The sequence below is a fragment of the Pseudanabaena sp. BC1403 genome (assembly GCF_002914585.1).
Taxonomy (GTDB): Bacteria; Cyanobacteriota; Cyanobacteriia; order Pseudanabaenales; family Pseudanabaenaceae; genus Pseudanabaena.
The window spans coordinates 1-16,259 of record NZ_PDDM01000031.1 but is presented as its reverse complement, the minus strand read 5'-3'; the positions used below and the strand labels follow the sequence as shown (position 1 = coordinate 16,259).

Below are 16,259 nucleotides of genomic sequence, written 5' to 3'. Positions count from 1 at the left end.
AAGCCAAAGTTCCCACTGAAGAATGGGATAAACTTCCCCATGATGGCTCAATCAACCATGACCATTATCTCTATGGTTCTCCATAAGTGGAAACTAAATTGGTAAGTGAAATTATTTTTAGGCGTATATAATAAATTCAAGAAAACAGGACAAGATTTGTATAAAGAATAAATTTATGTCGATCGCCCAGCTTGCCTCCAAAATCGAAAAAGTTAAAGTTTACTCCGAAGGCTCCACTGTGAGGCGTTTGGCAAGTCTGTCAGCGATCGCATGGCAAAATGAAAATACTGAAAATGTCGAAGTCGAGATCGTGGGATTACCGCTAGCTCTGGATGATGCGAGTGTCAGGGTGCGGGTGGACAATGGCGAAACTGGGGCAGATGAGAATGTAATTGTTACAGATGTACGGGTTGGTTTGAGTGTCCCATCACCTGTGGAAGTTCCGATATCAGATTTAGAAGAATTAATCCAGTCAGCAAAAGCTGAGGTCGATCGCTTAAATGATCTCCAAGGTGTAATTGCTATAGAAATGTCGGCTTTGAATGTGTTGAATGTCCCCGATCGCCCTATAGGAGAAGAGGGCAAAGCCCCACCAACCTCACCAACAGGTGCAAGAGTAGCTTTAGCAAATTTCAAGGATGAGCAGAAACAGTTACGCATCAAAGAAAAGCGCGAACTTGATATGCAATTGCGAAAAGCCATAGAAAATCTGCGCGATCTGCAACAACAGCAAACCATTGCTTCAAATGCGAATGTTGCCAAAGAAAATGAGTTACGCAAAACCATTGTCGCTCGTTTGCAAATTAGCGATCGCATGGCAGCATCTTTAGCCATACCTGACAATCTGCAACTGATTGTGGAATATTTTGTGCAGGGGGCAAAATGGACACCCACCTATGTTTGTCGGCTGAATAGTGCCAACAATACGGCAGCGATCGCCTTGAGAGCTTTGATTTGTCAGCGTACTGGCGAGGATTGGTCAGGTGTGCAGATCGAGCTTTCGACAGCTACGCCGACGGGTTGGTGTGAGTTACCAGAATTACCTTCTCTGAGGTTAGGGCGATCGCAACCATTTGCGTCCAAAAAAGCTTGGCGCAATCCACCCAAGGGAGCTGAGATACTTTTTGAAGATTATGATCTTCAGAGACAGATTGCCTATAGCGCCATTAGTACTACTTCAGTTTCGCAAAATTTTCAAATTCCAGTACTAGAGCCATTATCATCAGTAACCCAATCGATTCTGAACCAGAAGCTTGAAAATTTAAAAATAGATTCCGTAGCAGATCTTAGTCAAAATCTGCTGGGTCGTGGAGTCAATTCGGTTGAGTTAGCACGTGAAGCCATCTCATTTGATGAACAGAACCAATATTTTGGTGGTATGTCATCAGAAGTTGATGCAGAGTTGGCAGAACTTAAATCTATGATGCAATCTAACGCTAGCAGAAGTTCACCAGCTCCTGCTCTAGCAAGAATGGAAGAAAGAGTTATGGTGAGTGAAGCAAGAATGAGTAAGGCAATGGCTCCTGCTCCTGCACAAAGTTCTACGCTTCTCGATCGTCCAGGGGCAGTAATGCGAGAATCCATCTTTGATCCTGTCCAAGAGATTACGAACTATGGACTGATGCGATTGGCTGATCCTAGTAATACCTCACAACGCGGAAAACTCAGCTTGCCTGACGTGCAGACGATCTATTTGGAGTCGTTGAAGCGATCGCAAATGACGGTTAACTTCGAGCTGACGATGGTTTTGCGGCAAGCATTACTTCTTGCTGCTTGCTCTACTATCCCTTTACCTTCAGGTGGAACTAATGTCCGTGAGATGGTAGGCGCTTTCGACTTTGCATATCTTGGGACTGGACTTGTTGATATTCCATCCGATGGACAGTTTCATTCAGTTGCATTGCTGGAAGAGAATGCGGAGATTGATTTGCGCTATATCGTCGTCCCCCGTGAAGATACCAATGTTTTTCGGATCGCACAACTTCGCAATCCACTGCGATCGCCATTGTTAGCAGGCTCTACGGATGTCTATGTTGATGGGGAATACATTCTCTCAACGCGCATTAACACCGTGCCACCCAAAGGACAAATGGAACTAGGCTTAGGCGTGGAACAATCGATTAAAGTGGCGCGAAATACTTCCTTTAAAGAAGTGCGATCGGGCATGAGTCTGGTCGCCTTTAACGAGTTGCGTCACAGTATTCATATTGCGATCGCCAATCGACTAGGACGAGATGCCAGAATCGAAGTACGCGAACGTATTCCTGTGCCACAAGCTGACGTAAAAGTAGATGTGACGGTCACACAGGTTGCCCCAGCATGGGAGAAATACGAACAGCAAGAGCGTAATGCCGTGATTAAAGGCGGCTATCGTTGGCAAATCAACGTTCCAGCAGGTGGTGAAACGGAATTAACCGCCGACTATACAATTAAGACTTTTGTGGATAACGAATTAGTTAACGGTAATCGGAGAGAGGAATAGAACATGATATCAACCGAAATTCAGACCCTAGATCTAAATGCTCCTGTTACTACCGTGACGCTACTCGAAGATCGCGCTCAAGTTCAACGGATGGCAAAGGTAACTTTAACATCAGGACTTTGGCGCGTTCACGTTGCCAAAGTTGCGCCCATTCTCTCTGATAAATCCCTTCGTGCTGAATTTAGCGATCGCATATCTGGTGCAAGAGTAAACGATGTACGTGTACGCCGACGGATGTTAATTAAGGAATCCGATCGCTCAGGCTTGTTAGAAGAGCTAATGCTTGAATGGCGATCACAATTTGATCAATACAATGTCCTAACTGAAGATCGCCAACAACTCGAAGACCAGTTTCAACAAATCGGCATAATTTTGGAAAAAGCTTTGCAGGAGTTGCCCATTGACGCGGCATGGGGACAAGTCGATCCAATGGCATGGCGATCGCAATTACAGCCGCTATTTCAAAAAATGCGGGAAGCTCGTAGCGAAATCCTCAATACTTACCATGCACAGGCGAAGTTGAAATCTGCGATCGAGCGACTGGTAAGCCGTATTCACGCTGAAGCTAGACCCGATCAGATTTTTACGGCGCATCTCGAAGCGGATTTAGCGATCGCTGAAACTGGTGAATATGAACTAGCTTTTGATTATGTCGTTCCCAATGCCTTCTGGCGACCATATCATCAAGCCCAGTTACAGATGGGAGATAAGCAAACGGGAGAAAATTCGCAATTAACCTTCCGTACTGATGGTTGCGTTTGGCAAAACACAGGCGAAGACTGGCTAAATGTGGATTTAGTCTTTTCCACCGCGCGTGCATCCCTTGGCACTGAGCCACCTTTACTCACCGATGATTGGCTGAATATCCGTGAAAAAGCAAAGAAGATTGCCGTAGAAATGCGCGATCAAACGGTTAAAACGACGGGGCTAGGTGGAGGAGCAAGACCAGATGCGATCGATTTACCTGGGGTTGATGATGGCGGTGAAGTGAGAACTCTCCGCGCTCCCAAAAAAGCGAATATTCCCTCTGATGGTAATCCCTATCGTGTGCCATTATTTCAATTTCAATCCTTAGCCAAGATTGAGTATGTGCTTATGCCAGAAATAGCTCTGCAAGTCGTTCTTAAAAGTGAACAAACTAATAATTCCACATTGCCAATTTTGGCTGGCCCCGTAGATCTAGTACGATCTACAGAATATGTCGGACGAACAACTGTATCTTTTATCGCTCCCCAAGAAAAATTTGCCCTTGGTTGGGGAACTGATGCAAATATGCGTGTCCAGCGCACCCAGTCACAAAAACGAGAAAAGAATCATCTCACCCAATGGAATACTATTACCAACACTGTCAGTATCTTTCTCTCAAATATTGGCGATGAAGCTAGAAAAATCACCATGACTGAGCGAATGCCTGTCTCAGAATTGGAGAAGGTAAAAATTGAAGTAGTTCAGGATGAAACCAGCGATCGCATCCAACCCGATATCAACGGTTTTTGCAATTGGCATTTGCATCTCCCACCCTATTCTCAATCCAAAGTGATCCTAGTCTACAAAATTGCTGCTGCGCCTGATGTCGAAGGTCTATAAATCGCAGATAGTATATAGGGTTAGCACGAGGTGGGCACAGTACTTACAAAATCTAAATTGTTGGGGTAGGGGCTGCGCCCCCGTGCAGCCCTGTCATGCTAGCAGTAGGAGATTCACATTCTGAATTCCACGTAACATCAGTTAAAAATGATCCATAAAAACCCAAAAAATATAGCGGCGGGCTACGCCCGCCGCTATATTTTTTGGGTTTTTATTTTGTGTAAGCCACTAAGGTGATGTTAAAAAATAGTACTTGACTTAGAGTGCACTCTAACGTTTAGAGTTAGTTCTATGGAAAGGACATTCACAATTCAAGAAGCCTCACTGATGACTGGTGTAAGTGCACATACATTGCGCTATTACGAACGCATGAATCTTCTTGATTCAATCAATCGAGATGATAGTGGGTATCGTAGATTTACAAACTATGATCTGGATTGTGTCAGGTTTCTAACTAAATTACGAACTACGAAAATGCCAATCCGTCAAATGCAGCAGTTTGCAGAGCTTCGCCGACAAGGACTTTCTTCAGCACATCAAAGACGATTGCTATTGGAAGAGCATTACAATGCAGTTCTTGCCAGCCAGCAAGAGCTTAATCATAGCCTTGAAATTATCAGTAAAAAAATTGCTTACTATAAGGAATTGGAGGAGAAAGAAATTACCAATGAGGAAGACTCGTATCATCTTCCTACTTATATCGCAATGGTTCAAGCAGGAAAAATCAATCATTCAGTTCACATCTCTCTCAAAGCCGAAACTGCTGCTCAAGAATTGATTGATCAACTCGATCCAGCAATTCTATAACGGTTTTCAATTTGCCTACGGCAAAATGAAAACTCAAAAACCCTACTGGGACTGATTTTTTATTTTCAATAGGACTTACGCAAAAATGCCCTAAAATCCTCATTTTATCGTAGGGGCAATTCATGAATTGCCCCTACATCTCGTTCTTTTGCGTAAGTCCTATTCAAATGAGTATGCACTCATTTGAAAATAAAAAATCGATAATGCTCGAATTATTACAACCAAAAAGGAACAAATCCATGAAAACAAGAAAACTGGGTAATCAAGGACTAGAAGTTTCAGAACTGGGACTTGGCTGTATGGGAATGTCCGAGTTTTATGGCAGTGGTGATGAACAAGAAGCGATCGCGACAATTCATCATGCCCTAGACCTTGGTGTGAACTTCCTCGATACCGCTGATATGTACGGGCCATTCACCAACGAGAAACTAGTCGGTAGAGCGATTAAAGATCGCCGCGATCGCGTCATCCTCGCCACCAAATTTGGCAATGTTCGCAGTGCTGATGGTGGATGGCTAGGCATTAGCGGCAAGCCAGAATATGTTCAACAGGCTTGTGATGCCTCATTACAGCGTTTAGGAGTAGATGTAATTGACCTCTATTATCAACATCGTGTTGATGTAACAGTACCAATTGAAGAGACTGTAGGCGCAATGGCAGAACTGGTCAAACAAGGTAAAGTCAGATATCTAGGCTTATCCGAAGCCGCCCCCGCCACGATCCGACGTGCTCAGACCGTACATCCTATTTCCGCCCTGCAAACTGAATATTCACTTTGGAGCCGTGACCCAGAGGATGAAATCTTGCCCACTTTGCAAGAATTAGGAATTGGCTTTGTGCCCTATAGTCCATTAGGCCGAGGTTTTCTGACAGGAGCAATTTCCACCCCCGATGACTTCGCCGCCGATGACTTTCGCCGCCGATCTCCACGCTTTCAAGGTGAGAACTTCACTAAAAATCTGCAATTAGTCGAGCAAGTAAAGGCGATCGCATCTGAAAAAGGTGTTACTGCTGGACAACTAGCCTTAGCATGGCTACTTGCCCAAGGCGACTATATCGTGCCGATTCCTGGGACAAAACGCCGTACTTATTTGGAAGAAAACATTGGTGCTGCGACCGTAACTCTAACCCCTGAAGATCTCAGCCGTATTGATGCTGTCGCACCTCAGGGCATTGCCGCAGGCGATCGCTATCCCGCCCAAAATATGAGTGCCCTCAATCGTTAAGCTTGTACTCGCCCTATAGCCAATGAGCATATGCTCATTGGCAAACTGCTATATTCAGCATATCTAGAGGTTGACTATTTCCTATGCATATTGATCCCAACTCAACATCACCACAAGACAACTACAAACTGTTAACAAATCTGGTCGTACCGCGACCGATCGCATGGGTAACTTCGCAAAATTCTGAAGGAGTGATCAATCTTGCTCCCTTCAGTTTTTTTAATGCGATCGGGAGTGACCCTCTATACCTAATCATCAGCATTGGTAATAAAGACGATGGCAGCATGAAGGATACAGCCGCAAACATCATTACTAGCGGCGAGTTTGTGGTTAATTTGGTGACAGAAGATCTTTTATCTGCCATGAATATTTCTGCGGCAAACTTTCCCTCAGATGAGAGTGAACTCACAGCAGTTGGTTTACATGCAGCAGCATCAAAACGGATTAAGGTTCCGCGAGTAGAAGAAGCAAAAGCCAGCCTAGAATGTGTACTGCATAGCCAACAGCCTTTGGGAATATACACACTGATCATCGGACAAGTGGTCATGTTTCATGTGGATGATGCACTGCTTGGCAATCACCTCCATATTAATGGATTTGCTCCTATCGGTCGAATGGGTTCACCAGCTTACTATTGTCGAACTAGCGATCGCTTTGAAGTTCCGCGTATTCCCTATGAGAATCTGCTTTAAACCCATCAGGTTGCTGGGTTTAAAGCGACTATATACCACCATCTCCAGTTTTACTAGTGGAGATGATATGAATATCCACATTTTTGAGTACTCGTAAAATCCTTTGCGTGAGCGATCCCTTAAACAGGATTTGCCAGCGTGACTTCTGGCTTTCACCCATCACAATTTGCGTAATTCGATAATTTTTTGCCGTATCCACGATCGCATCTAAAGGCTGACTATTTCGCACTCGAATAAAAGTACCTGCAAACTCTTTACAGAGGCGTTCACAGGTCTCAATATGTAGACTTTCGGCTTTGGTTAAAAAGCGATCAGGATCATTCACAAATAAAACATAGAGTTGGGCGTGCATATATCCCGCGATTCTTGCTCCTCTTCGCAATAATTGGAGTGAATTGGGATAGGTGGAAACGCAGACTAAAACCCGTTCATGAATATTACAGATAATAGTTGTTGCGGAACCTGACTGATCATGAGATTCAAAATCATCTTCGATATTGTCAGCGATTTCGCGCAGAGCCAACTCTCGTAAAGCAATCAAATGGCGACGCTGAAAGAAGTTATTTAGCGATTGATCAATTTTTTCAGGAGCGTAGATTTTGCCATCTCGTAGACGTTCCTGAAGAGTTTCAGGAGTAACGTCAACAACTACCACTTCATCAGCATTTTCTAAAATGCGATCGGGAATGCGTTCACGCACAATCACTCCCGTAATTTTTGCTACGGTATCATTAAGGCTCTCAATATGTTGAATATTTACCGTTGAATAGACATCAATTCCAGCTTCGAGCAAGATCTCCACATCTTGATAGCGTTTTTCGCGTTCTGCATTAGGGACGTTGGTATGAGCTAATTCGTCTACTAGAGCTAATTGAGGCTGTCGCTTAACGATCGCATCAGTATCCATTTCCGTGAGCGTTACTGATTCCCACTTAATCTGTTGGCGTGGGATAAGTTCTAAGCCGATTGCTTTTTCCTCAGTCTCAGTCCGATTATGAGTTTCCAGTAAGCCAATTACCACATCAATTCCTTCAGAACGCAGTCGATGTCCTTCTTCCAGCATCCGATAGGTTTTACCAACCCCTGGACTCATACCGATAAATATTTTATGCTTACCTCGACGGTGGGTCTTAATCATGATGAAGGGACATTCACTAGCTGTAGTTTAGACTGTTCAAATAAATATCTCAGTGCAGCGAATAATAACTTTAAGTTTTGGATTGTATAAATGGGAATCTCTTTTATAAAATGTTTCTTACCCAGATTTTCATCAAGTAGGGCAAATTCCCAAATTACACCAGTAGATACAATGCCAAAGATCGGCGTAGATATTGGATTGTGCCTTTGATTAATTCTCTGAGCAGCGATCATTTCCGCAATACATTGCGCCCAACCTTCTTCAAAGTTATCTTTTTTAGCTTCAACGATAATCAAGAAAGGATTTTCGAGAAAGATTTTGCCCATTGGCGATCGCTTTGCCACCATGTAGTCAGGAATACCACATAGATTTTCATCATAATTGAGGGGCTGATGACTCCAGAGTAATAAATCATTTTTATAGAGTTTCCATACTTCTCTAAGTGTGGGATAAATTAAGGTTTCGCAAAGGGCATATTCTGAATTTTTATATACGCCTTCTCGCAGGGTTAACTCAATCTCAGATTCAAAGTATGTAGGCACTTCTATTTCGGATATTTGGATAAAGTTCTGCTCGGCATAGGTAACTTCAAATTCGCCTAGTACTTCATCAATCTTTTTGTAATTGTTGTATGGCATATTTTGGTTTTTTAGATGTTTTTAGGAATTACGCAAAGGCAAGAAATGTAATGGCAAGGGCAATTCATGAATTGCCCTTGCCATTACATTTCTTATTCTAAGCCTTTGATATCGCATCGATCGCCAAATTTAATTTCAAGACATTCACGCCATCCTCACCAAAGACACCGAGAAAGCGGCGATCGCAATTTTGATCGATTAGCTTTTCAAGTTGGCTAGGTTCAACTTTACGGACTTGAGCAATTCTGGCAACTTGCGCCTTCGCTGATTCAGGCGTGATATGGGGATCAAGACTAGAGCCAGAAGTATAGACCAAATCAGCAGTTGCCGAGATTCCTGATTGTTGGAGTTTCGATATATCCGTTTTAATTCTCTTTAACAAGTCAGGATTGCTTGGCGCGAGATTGCTTGCACCTGAAACGCCTGTCTTGAGGATACCAGCATCATCTTTCTTGGGATCGGCGGTACTGTAGCTAGAGGTACTGGGGCGGCTGTTGAAATACTTGTCGCTGGTAAATGGTTGTCCGATCAGCGCCGAACCGACTACTTGTCCTTGAGCATTACGGATCAAACTTCCATTGGCTTGATTTGAGAGAAACGGTAATTGCGCGATCGCTAATATTCCCGCAGGATAAATCACGGCAACTAGCACCCAAAGGACAAAGGTGATGCGAATAGCTTTAATAATTTCGTTCATAGATTTGAGTAATTTATAATTCGTAATTCGTAATTGATTTAAAATTTCTCAGGCTGAAACATGACAACAAATAGATAAATAGAGAAGCTCAAAGTAACGATTCCCAATAATCCTAAGGCGTAGGCTTGAAAGCGGGTAAAACTATCAGCATTAGCGGCATAGACAGCAGGGGCAACGATGAGATTCAGGCAGAGTGTGAGAAATAGATATTTTGGATATTTCTTTTTAGTTGCAAATTGCCATAGATCGGTGAAATCAGCGATCGTAAGATGATGAGAAAGAGGGTTTTTCATAGGTAATGGATGAGTAAATAAAAAGCCTGAATCACGGATTAGACGGATTTAAGGATTACACAGATTTTTTCGATTCTTAAATTTTGAGGGTTGTAGCATCATCAAAATCCGTGAAATCTCATAATCCATTTAATCCGTGATTCAGATGATTGGTAATAGAACATCAATGAATTTAATGGCGATAAATGGCGCAATCACGCCACCTAACCCGTAGATCAGGATATTGCGCTGTAATAGTTGATCGGCGGTGAGGGGGCGAAATTTCACACCTTTGAGCGCCAACGGAATCAGGGCAGGAATAATTAGGGCGTTATAGATTAGAGCTGACAGAATTGCTGACTGGGGGCTTTTTAGTCCCATCACATTCAAAGATCCGATCCCTGCGGCGGCAAATATGGTGGGGATAATCGCGAAGTATTTAGCGATGTCATTTGCGATCGAGAAAGTGGTTAATGCGCCACGAGTAATCAACAATTGTTTACCGATCGCAACTAAATCAATCAACTTAGTCGGATCGCTATCTAAATCCACCATATTTGCGGCTTCTTTGGCGGCTTGTGTGCCTGAGTTCATGGCAACACCCACGTTAGCTTGGGCTAGTGCTGGCGCGTCATTTGTGCCATCTCCTGTCATTGCTACCAGTTTGCCCTGAGACTGTTCGCGACGAATGACTTCGATTTTGTCTTCGGGTGTTGCTTCAGCGATGAAGTCATCGACTCCTGCTTCCTCGGCAATTACTGAGGCAGTGATTTGGTTATCGCCTGTGAGCATGATCGTGCGCACACCCATCCGACGCAATTGATCGAATCTTTCTCGCAGTCCTGATTTGACAATATCTTTGAGATAAATCACCCCATAGAGATCGCCGCCCTGACATATGCCCAAAGGCGTGCCACCAAGTTTTGAGACTTTCTCATAGGCGGCTTCAAATTCTTCAGGCACTTCACCCGATCGCGATCGCACAAATCCACGAATCGCATCCACGGCTCCCTTGCGAACTTCGATCTCATTTGGTAAATCAGTCCCACTCATGCGAGTACGTGCGGAGAAATCAATACCTTTAGCTTGGTCGCGATCAAAAGTAGCGATCGCTCCTAATTGTTCGGCTAGCTGCACGATGGAGCGCCCTTCTGGAGTTTCATCAAAGATGCTTGCGGCAAGAGCCACAGTGGCTACTTCTGAAAGTGAATGTCCATTAACTGGGATAAATTCATCAGCTAGGCGGTTGCCAAGGGTAATCGTTCCAGTTTTATCAAGTACTAAGGTATTAATATCGCCGCAAGCTTCGACTGCTCGACCTGATGTAGCAATAACATTAAATTGCGCGACGCGATCCATACCTGCAATACCGATCGCACTAAGCAAACCGCCTATCGTGGTGGGAATCAGTGCAACTAGTAGAGAAACTAAGATCGCGATCGTCGTGGGTGTATTCACATAATTGGCGATCGGCGTGATCGTTGCGACCACAATTAGAAATACCTGTGTAAGTACTGTTAACAGTACTGTCAAGGCAATTTCATTAGGAGTTTTCGTGCGTTCTGCACCCTCTACAAGGGAAATCATGCGATCAATAAATCCTTGCCCAGGGTCAGCCGAAATCTTAATCGTCAGTTCATCGGAAACCACGCGAGTACCACCTGTGACGGAACTGGCGATATCTGTGCCTGGTTGTTTGAGGACGGGAGCAGATTCCCCTGTAATCGCCGACTCATCCACTGAGGCTAAACCTGCAATCACTTCACCATCAGCAGGAATCATCTCGCCAATCTTAACCTTGACTAAATCACCACGTCGCAATTCTGTAGAACTGGTTGGTTGAATCGTGCCATCAGGCAATACTTTGCTAGCGATCGTATCCGATCGCGTAGTTCGTAATGAGTCCGCTTGGGCTTTACCACGTCCTTCTGCGATCGCCTCTGCAAAGTTGGCAAATACCACTGTCAAAAAGAGAATCAGGGTAATCGAGCCATTAAGAATACGCTGTTGAGTGGGATCGGCTTGGACATTGCCAAAGAGATTTGGATCAATAGTGACAAGTAAAGTGACAATTGTGCCGACCCAGACCATAAACATGACAGGGTTACGAACGGCAATACGTGGATTCAGTTTACGGAAGGCATCACGAATGGCGCGTGGATAGAGTCCTGCCATCGATGCTTTAGGCGTATGTCTACGAGACTCGCGAGTTCCACTTGGTACATGAGATGAAGTTTTATTCATAGATTTAGCCACCTCTAGCAATCAGAAAAGCTTCAGCAACAGAGCCGAGAGCCAACACAGGGAAGAAAGTCAATGCACCCATAATCAAAATCACGCCTGCGGTAACACTAGTAAATAGAACAGTATCAGTTCGTAATGTGCCTGTAGTCATTGCCACAGGTTGCTTACGGGATATCCCATCAGCCAACAGCAACAGAGCAATTAAAGGAATATAACGACCACCCAGCAAGCTAACGGAAGTGCTAAGGTTCCACCATAGCCCTGTTGCTGCGGGTTGACTATCGGCTAAACCTTCAAAGCCAGAACCGTTATTTGCTGCTGCCGAAGCATATTCATAAACAACTTGAGAGAGTCCATGAAATCCTGCATTGCTAATTCCAGCTAACTGATCGGGAAATGCTAAAGCGATCGCACTGGGAATCAGAATAAAAATTGGATGAATTAATAAAATCAAGAAACTAGTCAACACCACTTCATTCTTCTCGATCTTGCGTCCAAGAAACTCAGGAGTTCTTCCGACCATTAATCCAGTCACAAATACTGCCAAAATCGAATAGGAGAACAAGTAAGCAGTTCCAGTTCCCTGTCCACCCCAAATGATTTGCAGGAACATATTTGACAAAGTGATAAAGCCACCACTGGGCATCAGCGAATCATGCATTGAATTAACCGCGCCAGTCATCGTTCCTGTCGTGGTCACGGCAAATAATGCCGATTGCGCCCAACCAAATCGAACTTCTTTACCTTCTAGATTTGGACTCTGTGAACCGAGCAACGCATTTACAAGGGGATTACCTTGATATTCACCAATTCCTACGATGATAATGAAGGCAACATAAAGAATGAACACCATTCCAAACACTAGCCATGCTTGCTTACGGCTATTGGCAATTTCTCCGTAGGTAAAGATTAGCGCTGTAGGTATGGAAATCATCGTCAAAATCTGGATTAGATTTGTAAAGCCATTGGGATTTTCAAAGGGATGGGCGGAATTAGAACCAAAAAAGCCTCCACCATTTTCACCAAGTTGCTTAATGATCTCGAAATGCGCCACAGGGCCGATCGCGATCGCCTGACTAACATTTCCATCTTCAAAAGTTGGGACAATTACAGGCACTGACAAGGTTTCAGGTACACCTGCGGCGACAAATATTATTGCCCCAATAATGCTGATCGGCAACAAAATCCTCGTAATGGCAAGTGTTAAATCTCCATAGAAATTACCCAATGATCGCCCAGTCAAGCCACGAATAAATGCGATCGCGACAGCAATACCTGTCGCTGCCGAGGTGAAAAATAGAAATCCTAAACCCAACATCTGTGTAAAGTAACTGAGGGTAGTTTCACCAGAATAATGCTGTTGATTGGTATTGGTAATAAACGAAATCGTCGTATGTAGCGCTGTATCCCAACTGGGAGCGCTCAGTCCCGTTGGGTTTAGTGGCAATATGCCCTGAAAGATGATCATCAGGAATAGCAGTATCGCCATGACAAAGTTGCTATATAAAACTGCACGAATATATTGCCAAACTGTCATTTGCATTTGAGACTGAATGCCACTGAACTTAAAAATCAGTCTTTCAATCGGGTTTAAAGCCTTGTCCAGCAATGTCTTTTGCCCTAAAAACACTCGTGCGATGTAACCACCAAAGATCGGCGCGATCGCCACTATCAGCACTAGCGTTATTCCTATCTGAATCCATCCTTGTAGCATGGAGATTTCTGCTTCCTTATGAGTCGATGAAGTAACAAGCAATTGCTGTGATAGGCAAATCATCAACCTATTTCTCTACTCTGGCAAGGTATATCTTTTTGTTTAGAATCCTTGTGCCTAATCAAGCATAGGTTTTAGACACATTCAAGATTGTGCTGTTTAGATAGCGTTTAGATGGTGTTTAGCTAGCGATCACCTTGTCATCTCATGGTTAAGTGCATAGGCGATCGCTTCTAGCCAAAGTTTGTTTAAAACTACGATTCAACGATATGTTAGGATAAAAATTAGTTGAATTTAAAGAGTTGAAATGGGTTGGAACTAGAGTTTGAGTGGGATGAGCGAAAAGATAAAGCAAATCAAATAAAACACGGCGTTTCTTTTGAAGAGTCTGCTACTGTATTTGACGACCCATTATCTCTAAATTTTGATGATCCTGAGCATTCTAGAGGAGAAGAGCGCTATATTATATTAGGCTTATCAAATCAAAGTAGACTTCTGTTTGTATCTCATACGGATCGCAATAATAAGATTCGTTTAATTAGTGCAAGATTGCTTACACCAAAGGAGAGAAGATATTATGAGCGATGAAATTCAATATGAATTAGAAGATGATTTACGGGAAGAATATGATTTAAGTGAGCTTAAAAATCCTGTTCGCGGCAAATATTATCAACAGTATCGAAAAGGACATAGTGTTACTATTCATCATGAAGATGGTACATCTACTGTGGAACATTTCCCTCCACAAGATGATTTAATTATTCTCGATCCTGATGTCAAAATATATTTTCCCAATTCAGAATCGGTCAATTCTACTTTAAGAAGTTTAATCAAATTAATTCCTCGTTAGAAACTATTCAAGACTTTATTAGATAAGTTTTTTGATGGGGCGCTCGCCTTGTCATCTTATGGTTAAGGGCATATGCGATCGCTAACTAATTCTATAGCTCAATCAATCCTAAGCTTATTTGAATTGCGTTATCAACATACCCCATGAGGCGATCGGAGACGACACCCATTTTTTTGACTAAGCGTTGTTTATCAATGGAACGAATCTGATTGAGAAGAACTACGGATGTCACGTTTAGTCCGCCTTCTGGGGGATTGATTAAAACTTCTGTGGGATATGTCTCAGAGTCGAATTGGGATGTGATGGCAGCGACGATGGTAATGGGGCTGTATTGATTGGAAATATCATTTTGGAGAATGAGAGCAGGTCTAGTTTTCTGAATTTCTGAGCCAATGGTAGGGTCAAAGTTAACCAAATAGATTTCGCCTCTCTTGGGAAATTCTATTTTCCGTTTTGCCATGATTCCTCATCAATATTGAACCAGTCTTGAGTAATCCCTAAGTCTCGATCTGCGCGACGCAGTGCGCCCTGTTTGAGTTTTTCCCGTAGATTTTTCTTGGCTTCGGCGTTGATGTAGTACTTAACAGCTTGGTCAATGAAGTGACTGCGATCGCCTTTTGGTGCTATGCGATCTAGTAGCTGTAGTGTTTCGTTGGGTAATGTGATGTTAATGCGTTGATACATATATGGGTACACATTGGCTATGTGTATTATGCTAACTCATATTGTTGGCTAAGTGCATAGGCGATCGCCTGAAAGTATTAGAATAATTGAGACAACTGCAATAACAGCAATTACTACAATGACTAAATATAGCCAATTTCCTAGTGATGAAGAACTAGAAAAGCTCTTAGAAGAAGAGCCTGTGTACAGTGTGTATTGGGATAGTGAATCGCTTGGTGCTGGTGCTGACCTTGAGCAGGTATATCGTTGGGGCGATAAGTATATTGTTTCTCTCAGCAGTGACGAAAATACAACGGTATATTCATCACTGTTAGAAGCTATCGAAAGTAATGATCTCTTTAATGTCGGTGATGCAACTAAAGAGATCGATAGCTTAGAATTGTCTTCAGAAGAAATTGCTATTCGTCTAAGGACATTGGAGCAAAAGCCATACAAAGTTTTAATAAATAGTGAACTTTGGCAGTGTGACGATAATCAGAAGTTTAATAAGATTTGAAATATCTATCTATATATCTTTTGCAAGTTTAAGCCTCAAATTCACGTTTCGATTTAGCTTTTTAAATTCACGCTTATTTTCATCTCCACGATCAGTTGGGATAACGCAAATATAGTCTTGGGTAAGCTCAAAAACTGCCCTTTGTCCGAACATTTTTGCTAACTCACGAGCTTCTTCTTTACTTATACCTCCAACAGCAAAACTATCTTGTTTCCATACTCCATCGGGAGATTGACCAATAACCTCTCTGTATTCCCACTTCTCGTTAGAAGATTTGGACTTGCGATAGTTTAGAACATCACACATTGCCTTAGTTCGCACTTCGTTCTTTTCTTTTAAAAGTACTTCTTCTGATGGATTTTCAGCACTAATCACATAAATAGGTAGTTTCAAATCTTTCGACAAATCAACTGTGTTTACACCTACCCAATATTCCTCTACTTTCCCTTTTGTAACTATGTATGATTTTTCAAAAGCTTTCCATACTTGATCTCTATTTTCGGTTAGTTTTGTGATTTCTTCCAATAGCTTATCAATTTCCCAAATACACTCAATAACTTCTTCAATATCTTTCCCTTTCTCGTTAGCAAATGATAAAATACTTCCTCCGTGAGCTATAGTATTTCGCAACTTATGCATATCATCGGCGTTGTTGCATGAATAAAAAGAAGCCAAAAGATGGAGGATCTTAGGATAGACAATTAACGAACAACAGAACAGGAGACAGGTTTA

Annotated in this window: 17 protein-coding genes; 8 read left to right on the top strand and 9 right to left on the bottom strand. The window is 42.8% G+C overall.

The genetic code is table 11. The features are described from left to right. Positions 1-175: 175 nt before the first annotated feature. The 5 genes from CQ839_RS21090 to CQ839_RS21070 all read left to right on the top strand — a co-directional run bounded on the left by CQ839_RS21090 (position 176) and on the right by CQ839_RS21070 (position 6,794). Complete coding sequence (locus CQ839_RS21090) at positions 176-2,482, top strand: DUF4139 domain-containing protein (RefSeq protein WP_103670272.1); 2,307 nt, start codon at positions 176-178, stop codon at positions 2,480-2,482. Positions 2,483-2,485: 3 nt separating this feature from the next. Beyond that, positions 2,486-4,069, top strand: coding sequence for a mucoidy inhibitor MuiA family protein (locus tag CQ839_RS21085; RefSeq protein WP_103670271.1), 1,584 nt, complete (start codon positions 2,486-2,488; stop codon positions 4,067-4,069). Between the two features lie 291 nt (positions 4,070-4,360). Beyond that, positions 4,361-4,876 (top strand): MerR family transcriptional regulator, encoded by a 516-nt coding sequence (locus CQ839_RS21080; RefSeq protein ID WP_103670270.1) that lies wholly within the window; start codon positions 4,361-4,363, stop codon positions 4,874-4,876. Positions 4,877-5,115: 239 nt separating this feature from the next. Continuing rightward, entirely contained in the window at positions 5,116-6,102 is a 987-nt protein-coding gene (locus CQ839_RS21075) for an aldo/keto reductase (RefSeq protein ID WP_103670269.1), read from the top strand. An 83-nt stretch (positions 6,103-6,185) separates the two neighbouring features. Next, positions 6,186-6,794, top strand: coding sequence for a flavin reductase family protein (locus CQ839_RS21070; RefSeq protein WP_103670268.1), 609 nt, complete (start codon positions 6,186-6,188; stop codon positions 6,792-6,794). A 28-nt stretch (positions 6,795-6,822) separates the two neighbouring features. On the opposite strand, the gene CQ839_RS21065 is transcribed toward CQ839_RS21070, so the two are convergent. The 6 genes from CQ839_RS21065 to kdpA all read right to left on the bottom strand — a co-directional run bounded on the left by CQ839_RS21065 (position 6,823) and on the right by kdpA (position 13,497). Then, positions 6,823-7,932: a universal stress protein gene (locus CQ839_RS21065; RefSeq protein WP_103670267.1), complete on the bottom strand. Its 1,110-nt coding sequence runs from the start codon at positions 7,930-7,932 to the stop codon at positions 6,823-6,825. Continuing rightward, on the bottom strand, positions 7,929-8,570 hold the full coding sequence (locus CQ839_RS21060; protein WP_103670266.1) for a hypothetical protein: 642 nt from the start codon (positions 8,568-8,570) through the stop codon (positions 7,929-7,931). Before CQ839_RS21060 ends, CQ839_RS21065 begins: the two co-directional genes overlap by 4 nt. Before the next feature lie 97 nt (positions 8,571-8,667). Continuing rightward, on the bottom strand, positions 8,668-9,267 hold the full coding sequence (gene kdpC, locus CQ839_RS21055; protein WP_103670265.1) for a K(+)-transporting ATPase subunit C: 600 nt from the start codon (positions 9,265-9,267) through the stop codon (positions 8,668-8,670). A 38-nt stretch (positions 9,268-9,305) separates the two neighbouring features. Then, positions 9,306-9,560: a potassium-transporting ATPase subunit F gene (locus CQ839_RS21050; RefSeq protein ID WP_103670264.1), complete on the bottom strand. Its 255-nt coding sequence runs from the start codon at positions 9,558-9,560 to the stop codon at positions 9,306-9,308. 141 nt (positions 9,561-9,701) lie between these two features. Continuing rightward, entirely contained in the window at positions 9,702-11,714 is a 2,013-nt protein-coding gene (gene kdpB, locus CQ839_RS21045; protein WP_258040822.1) for a potassium-transporting ATPase subunit KdpB, read from the bottom strand. 73 nt (positions 11,715-11,787) lie between these two features. Then, positions 11,788-13,497 carry a potassium-transporting ATPase subunit KdpA gene (kdpA, locus tag CQ839_RS21040; protein ID WP_103670303.1) on the bottom strand — a complete coding sequence of 570 codons (1,710 nt, stop codon included), beginning with the start codon at positions 13,495-13,497 and terminating at the stop codon, positions 11,788-11,790. 312 nt (positions 13,498-13,809) lie between these two features. Between kdpA and CQ839_RS21035 the strand changes: the two genes are divergently transcribed. Together CQ839_RS21035 and CQ839_RS21030 are read left to right on the top strand one after the other, a co-directional pair. After that, positions 13,810-14,085 (top strand): BrnT family toxin, encoded by a 276-nt coding sequence (locus CQ839_RS21035; RefSeq protein WP_103670262.1) that lies wholly within the window; start codon positions 13,810-13,812, stop codon positions 14,083-14,085. Continuing rightward, entirely contained in the window at positions 14,075-14,347 is a 273-nt protein-coding gene (locus CQ839_RS21030; protein WP_103670261.1) for a hypothetical protein, read from the top strand. Before CQ839_RS21035 ends, CQ839_RS21030 begins: the two co-directional genes overlap by 11 nt. Before the next feature lie 91 nt (positions 14,348-14,438). On the opposite strand, the gene CQ839_RS21025 is transcribed toward CQ839_RS21030, so the two are convergent. Together CQ839_RS21025 and CQ839_RS21020 are read right to left on the bottom strand one after the other, a co-directional pair. Further along, on the bottom strand, positions 14,439-14,810 hold the full coding sequence (locus CQ839_RS21025) for a type II toxin-antitoxin system PemK/MazF family toxin (RefSeq protein WP_103670260.1): 372 nt from the start codon (positions 14,808-14,810) through the stop codon (positions 14,439-14,441). Next, positions 14,789-15,031 carry a hypothetical protein gene (locus CQ839_RS21020; RefSeq protein ID WP_103670259.1) on the bottom strand — a complete coding sequence of 81 codons (243 nt, stop codon included), beginning with the start codon at positions 15,029-15,031 and terminating at the stop codon, positions 14,789-14,791. The genes CQ839_RS21025 and CQ839_RS21020 overlap by 22 nt, the downstream gene beginning before the upstream one ends. 118 nt (positions 15,032-15,149) lie before the next feature. Between CQ839_RS21020 and CQ839_RS21015 the strand changes: the two genes are divergently transcribed. Then, on the top strand, positions 15,150-15,527 hold the full coding sequence (locus CQ839_RS21015; protein WP_103670258.1) for a hypothetical protein: 378 nt from the start codon (positions 15,150-15,152) through the stop codon (positions 15,525-15,527). Positions 15,528-15,536: 9 nt separating this feature from the next. On the opposite strand, the gene CQ839_RS21010 is transcribed toward CQ839_RS21015, so the two are convergent. Continuing rightward, on the bottom strand, positions 15,537-16,166 hold the full coding sequence (locus CQ839_RS21010; protein WP_103670257.1) for a DUF3293 domain-containing protein: 630 nt from the start codon (positions 16,164-16,166) through the stop codon (positions 15,537-15,539). Positions 16,167-16,259 lie beyond the last annotated feature (93 nt).

What these genes read in the sequence shown, in the direction of transcription:
- CQ839_RS21090 (WP_103670272.1), top strand. Translation starts at nt 176, where the DNA reads ATGTCGATCGCCCAGCTTGCCTCCAAAATCGAAAAAGTTAAAGTTTAC.
- CQ839_RS21085 (WP_103670271.1), top strand. Translation starts at nt 2,486, where the DNA reads ATGATATCAACCGAAATTCAGACCCTAGATCTAAATGCTCCTGTTACT.
- CQ839_RS21080 (WP_103670270.1), top strand. Translation starts at nt 4,361, where the DNA reads ATGGAAAGGACATTCACAATTCAAGAAGCCTCACTGATGACTGGTGTA.
- CQ839_RS21075 (WP_103670269.1), top strand. Translation starts at nt 5,116, where the DNA reads ATGAAAACAAGAAAACTGGGTAATCAAGGACTAGAAGTTTCAGAACTG.
- CQ839_RS21070 (WP_103670268.1), top strand. Translation starts at nt 6,186, where the DNA reads ATGCATATTGATCCCAACTCAACATCACCACAAGACAACTACAAACTG.
- CQ839_RS21065 (WP_103670267.1), bottom strand. Translation starts at nt 7,932, where the DNA reads ATGATTAAGACCCACCGTCGAGGTAAGCATAAAATATTTATCGGTATG.
- CQ839_RS21060 (WP_103670266.1), bottom strand. Translation starts at nt 8,570, where the DNA reads ATGCCATACAACAATTACAAAAAGATTGATGAAGTACTAGGCGAATTT.
- kdpC (WP_103670265.1), bottom strand. Translation starts at nt 9,267, where the DNA reads ATGAACGAAATTATTAAAGCTATTCGCATCACCTTTGTCCTTTGGGTG.
- CQ839_RS21050 (WP_103670264.1), bottom strand. Translation starts at nt 9,560, where the DNA reads ATGAAAAACCCTCTTTCTCATCATCTTACGATCGCTGATTTCACCGAT.
- kdpB (WP_258040822.1), bottom strand. Translation starts at nt 11,714, where the DNA reads ATGGCAGGACTCTATCCACGCGCCATTCGTGATGCCTTCCGTAAACTG.
- kdpA (WP_103670303.1), bottom strand. Translation starts at nt 13,497, where the DNA reads ATGCTACAAGGATGGATTCAGATAGGAATAACGCTAGTGCTGATAGTG.
- CQ839_RS21030 (WP_103670261.1), top strand. Translation starts at nt 14,075, where the DNA reads ATGAGCGATGAAATTCAATATGAATTAGAAGATGATTTACGGGAAGAA.
- CQ839_RS21020 (WP_103670259.1), bottom strand. Translation starts at nt 15,031, where the DNA reads ATGTATCAACGCATTAACATCACATTACCCAACGAAACACTACAGCTA.
- CQ839_RS21015 (WP_103670258.1), top strand. Translation starts at nt 15,150, where the DNA reads ATGACTAAATATAGCCAATTTCCTAGTGATGAAGAACTAGAAAAGCTC.
- CQ839_RS21010 (WP_103670257.1), bottom strand. Translation starts at nt 16,166, where the DNA reads ATGCATAAGTTGCGAAATACTATAGCTCACGGAGGAAGTATTTTATCA.